The sequence below is a fragment of the Paenibacillus sp. 01T424 genome, from assembly GCF_056398745.1.
Map to the genome: position 1 here is coordinate 1 of NZ_JBFTPZ010000094.1, position 4135 is coordinate 4135.

Below are 4135 nucleotides of genomic sequence, written 5' to 3' on the forward strand. Positions count from 1 at the left end.
ACCACTTTCAATCCTATGATAAAATACTTATAAATCCCACTATAGCCAAACGGCCAAAGCGGATATAATCTTACTCTAAATTACTGGAGGTAGCGCTCCGTACTCGGCCCACTGCTCTTTTGTCGGGCCGTAAAGATCCGGCACACGAAGGCCTGCCTGACGCATCAGGACTGTCATCTGACCACGATGATGAATCTCATGCTTTAYGAGAATATCCAGCATTAAGCCGTTTGGCCATTGATCACCATACATATCGCTCATGATAAGCAGATTCTCATCTTTCCAACTGGACTGTATAGCATCAAGGAGCGCTTGTGAGGTCCTCTTATAGACTGACGCGATGTCTGCTGCCGAAGCTGGCACCGGCATATCTTCGCCCGGTCCTTCGAAAGACAGTCCCGTCCGAGATGGCATTTCGTGCAACGTCTGTACMAGGTGCCATGCAACACGTCCAAGCGTTCTATGATCGCTTGTTATCTGTTGGCCAAGAGACTCGTCGGTCAGCATCTCCAGTGTCCGCATTGTTGCTTCCGTTTCATTCTGCCAAGTTGCGGCAAAATCTTTAATKTGTTTATACATATCCAACATCTCCTTTTTGTAATGGAATCAAGTTTATTATACCGAACACTAGTTCGCAAGTGAATATTTACATTTACTTAAACTACCCCCGTTAACCAAACGAAGCTGCCGAAAATCATTGCGCTAATCCCGAAATGTAATTAACTACGTATGGTTAATACTTTTGATCATTTTGTTTACGCTAGCCTGCCCGTTAGCTTAACAAAGAAATGGAGCAGCTGCCATGTAGCAAACTGCTCCTTATTTGTTCAACTATAGTTTCCCGTTAGCGTAACGTACCTAATTATTTTATGATAAAGTGTAGGCATCATAATTAATGTATTTATTGTTCGTTTGAATAATAGACTTTACCTTGGATAAGCCAGAGTTTGATACTACATTTTTATATGAACRTATAAATTCTTGTGTTAAACTTACAACCTTTGAATCGATAAGCACATCATCTATAGGTCTAAACTCTACTTTTGAAATCTCAGAACCATCAACAATTAATTCGCCTGAAACCAATTCCATCTCAAAGATAAAATATATTCCATGCTCTATTTCGTTGTGTAGCTGTTTAATTCCGGTCCTAACTCCAATAAGCCTTTTAGGTCTTGCATTAATCCCAGTTTCTTCTTTTACTTCTCTTATTGCTGCTTCTTCGAATGTTTCCCCTTCTTCGACAAATCCGCCCGGTAACATCCAATGATCCTTATTTACTCCATAAGTAATTTTTACTAGTAACACTTTGTTGTTCTTAACAATTAACCCTCCTGCAGAACAAGTAATTCTCACATGTACCCCTCCTAACCATTTAATGGAAGCATATCATGCATGCTTTATATAAATTAAATATCTATAAACTATCTATTTATAGGTAATTTCTATAAATTTCCATCTAGGTTTCATATATTGTTAGGCTAATCTGCCCGTTAGCTTAATGAATGGTCAAATCTGATCCTTGAAATTCCGAGGGCGGACCGAGGGTCGTATGCCCGAAGCGTGAATATGATGTTAGGTGAAGTACCTGACTCCTTGTTAAGCTCACAAGATTCATTATGGTCTTTCATATTTATCAATTATCTTCCATATTCCTTTTGAGTACTTAACCTTTAAAGTCATTGGGGCATGTGATCCATATAACGATTTGTTTGATTCACTGTCAATTCCTTCATACCTATATGTAATCCATACCTTACCAATAATAAAGAAGTGAAGTACTTTCCCCGTACTTAATGAAAATTTGATTTTATCATTAGAACTTGAAGGATACATTTCTTGTCTAAAAAACTTTTTCATGATCTCTGGTTTAACGTATTTACCCTCGATTTGAGAATCTTGTTCAGGATGCAAATATATTGTTCTAAGAGTATCTTTCACACTTACTAGCATCCAAATGTAACACCATATATATAAGACCAAGAACAATAATACGGATAAAGTAATATAAATAGTTTTTCTCTTCATATCTCTCTCCTTCAGGTATTTCACCTAACGATAAATTTGCGAACTTCGTAAATAATTCCATCCTTGGAGTATCGCGAAATGTTTAAACTATCCTTCCCGTTAGCTTAATGCCAAGTACATCTGAAACAATTAACATTGTTTTATTCATATTAAAACCACATCCTATGTCGCTGTCTTATGCCTCTTTTGCGCTGGAAGCTATTATTCTCCAAAGAGTATGACACGTCTACATACTTTGCTGAAGTTAATCATGCATTACTAAATGTTGCTGAAGCACTCCAGGTAAAAGGCAGTCTATAAAAACTGTTTCCGTGTACCAAATGTCGCCTTCTTAGTCCTCTTGCTTATTCAGAAACGGTCTGCGGATTGTTCAGAAGCCCTGTCCAAATGTCCACCGAACGCTCTTTGGGATTATATTCCACCTCATAACCGAATGCTTCAGAGATAAAGCGGAGTGGTACATAGGTGACATTAATTATATGCGGTGGACTCTCCAGCTGGACTGCCTTGCCGTTGATATAGGCAGTGTAGTTGTCAATTGTCATTTTAATGGTTAATCCGTTTTTTATGGCGGTTATGGTCCGATCAGCATTGTTCCATTCAACTCTGGCTCCAAAAAGCTCGAACAGGTAGCGCATCGGCACTTCTGATCTGCCATTCACAATGTTCAGTGGTGGTGCTAACTTAAGGGGCATATCGTCAATGTTCAGCTGGTAGATGAATCGCCAAGTCCGGAATGTCCACTGCTTGGTCAGTGATACACCACCACTATCAAAAGAAATCTCGGCCGTGTACGTCCGATCGCCCCTCAGCTGTCGCTGCGCCGTCAGCACATAGCCGTAGCCCGAGTCAAGTTTCTTTATGCTAAGCGGAATGCTGATGTGTCGGCTGCCAGTTTGGGTGCTTAGCGACGCCTTTATACCGGATACATCCCGCTTATTGCTGAAGACCGTAATGGTCATTCCTTCTCCCTGGATAAGCTTTTCTACATCTTCTGATTCAATGTAACCAGCAAATCCCTCACTCATTCCGTCATATGGATACACGCTTGCGACTGCCGGAGTCGTTATATCGTTTTCTGCTTTTAATACTCCCACAATTACGGTGGCCCTTCCTACTCTCGCTATGCCAAGCGCGGACACCCCTGGAGTCAGTAATACTTCCCTGCGGTTATGAACTAAGGACAACTCGTGAATTTCTGATGCCATATCGAATTCATCGTAAGCCCTTTCCTTCATATATACCGTCTCTAGAATTTCCTGATTTGTCCCTTTGTACCCAGCCGCAGTCGCCCGCTTCTCGGACGTAGGCTGAGTATAAAACTCAAAGCCTTTTTCTTCGGCGGAGAGATCACCCTGAGACTTTAACGTATAATGAGCATTTGCATAACGGGCATGATTAACAGCAGCTTTAACGAGAGCAGGATCAAGCTTAACCTCGGACAATCCCATTTTCAATCGGAGCTTGTTGACGTAAGCCAGAGCTTTCTGCTGCTCAGAACCGCTAGTGCCATCGTACAATTTTCGTGCGGCATGCACATTGGGAGCGGTGGTCAAGAGGGGAAGTATTATAATCAACAAACAAGAAATAAGCATCCATTTCTTAACCAATCTGTTCAACCTCCCATAAAATCCATATATTGTTAGACGTCATTCACCGTAAAAGGTTGCTGAGCTACCCAGTTGCGGATGTGAATGATAGTCAAAGCAATGCCAAAATAATAAAAAAATCGCCATGCACTTAAGTAAGCAGGCGAAGATCGATTTTCACAGTGGAACACCAGTTGAAACAGAGGGAAATCTTTTTTGTATTAAGCTACGCTATCCTGCCCGTTCGTATTATGAGGTCACCAGAAATTACTGGTCGACCTCATTTTTGTGTGGTCGTAAGATAGCGGTAGCCGGGGATCGAACGTTTCTGCCCGTTAGACTTGGATCTCGAGAGCTATTCCGTTCATCCCCCCTACTTGTTAAACCATGATTAGGCTAGTTGGGGCATGACCCCGAATCACATGCGATAATGTGGACGACAAGAAGGTTAGGGGCTTCCGGCGAATATATAACAAGGAGTGGTTACATGAATCCTGTCATCGGACTGGATGTTTCCA

4 protein-coding genes are annotated in these 4135 nt (G+C 41.4%); all 4 read right to left on the reverse strand.

Annotation, left to right across the window (positions count from 1 at the left end; genetic code table 11):
- Positions 1-75 precede the first annotated feature (75 nt).
- Positions 76-579, reverse strand: coding sequence for a DinB family protein (locus AC1DPK_RS33900; RefSeq protein WP_477512999.1), 504 nt, complete (start codon positions 577-579; stop codon positions 76-78).
- Positions 580-867: 288 nt separating this feature from the next.
- Positions 868-1356: an NUDIX domain-containing protein gene (locus AC1DPK_RS33905; RefSeq protein WP_477513000.1), complete on the reverse strand. Its 489-nt coding sequence runs from the start codon at positions 1354-1356 to the stop codon at positions 868-870.
- 261 nt (positions 1357-1617) lie between these two features.
- Entirely contained in the window at positions 1618-1941 is a 324-nt protein-coding gene (locus tag AC1DPK_RS33910) for a hypothetical protein (protein WP_477513001.1), read from the reverse strand.
- Between the two features lie 431 nt (positions 1942-2372).
- Entirely contained in the window at positions 2373-3638 is a 1266-nt protein-coding gene (locus AC1DPK_RS33915) for a stalk domain-containing protein (RefSeq protein ID WP_477513002.1), read from the reverse strand.
- Between the last annotated feature and the right edge of the window lie 497 nt (positions 3639-4135).